Annotated in this window: 1 protein-coding gene; it reads right to left on the reverse strand. The window is 40.4% G+C overall.

Annotation, left to right across the window (positions count from 1 at the left end; genetic code table 11):
• Positions 1-100: 100 nt before the first annotated feature.
• The coding region (locus tag BCT49_RS05685) for a methyl-accepting chemotaxis protein (protein ID WP_241908039.1) at positions 101-520 on the reverse strand (420 nt) is incomplete at its 5' end.

Below are 520 nucleotides of genomic sequence, written 5' to 3' on the forward strand. Positions count from 1 at the left end.
AATTGATTAGCAGTAGCAATACAATCACAACAAGCTCGACCTGAGCCCAGTAAAGAAAGAGCTACATCACTGCGAGAACAAAATGCACATTTTCGCAAACTCATTCTTTATCTACCTTAAAAAAGCTCAGCTCATCGTTAAGCTCTTTCGTGACTTCCATAACGGACTCGTTGGATTGTATAGAAACCTCAACACCCTCTAAGTTTTGCTGAACCAATACACTCATGCTTTCAAGTTGATGAGATATATCATTTGTCACTACGCTTTGCTCTTCTGAAGCGGTCGCTACAATGGAGTTCACTTCTGATATGCTCGAGATCTTCTCTGCAATAGCGTGAAACGATTGAGTAAGCTCCTCAGTTGTAGATTGAGTTAAAGCCATCAACTCAACATTTTGTCCCATTGATTCGTCCGCTTGCTTTGATTGCTCTTGAAGTTGAGTAATAATTTCTTGAATATCTATCGTTGATTGTTGAGTCTTTCCAGCCAAAGCTCGAACCTCATCAGCAACCACAGCAAA

The sequence above is a fragment of the Vibrio lentus genome (genome assembly GCF_002875945.1).
GTDB classification, from domain to species: domain Bacteria; phylum Pseudomonadota; class Gammaproteobacteria; order Enterobacterales; family Vibrionaceae; genus Vibrio; species Vibrio apostichopi.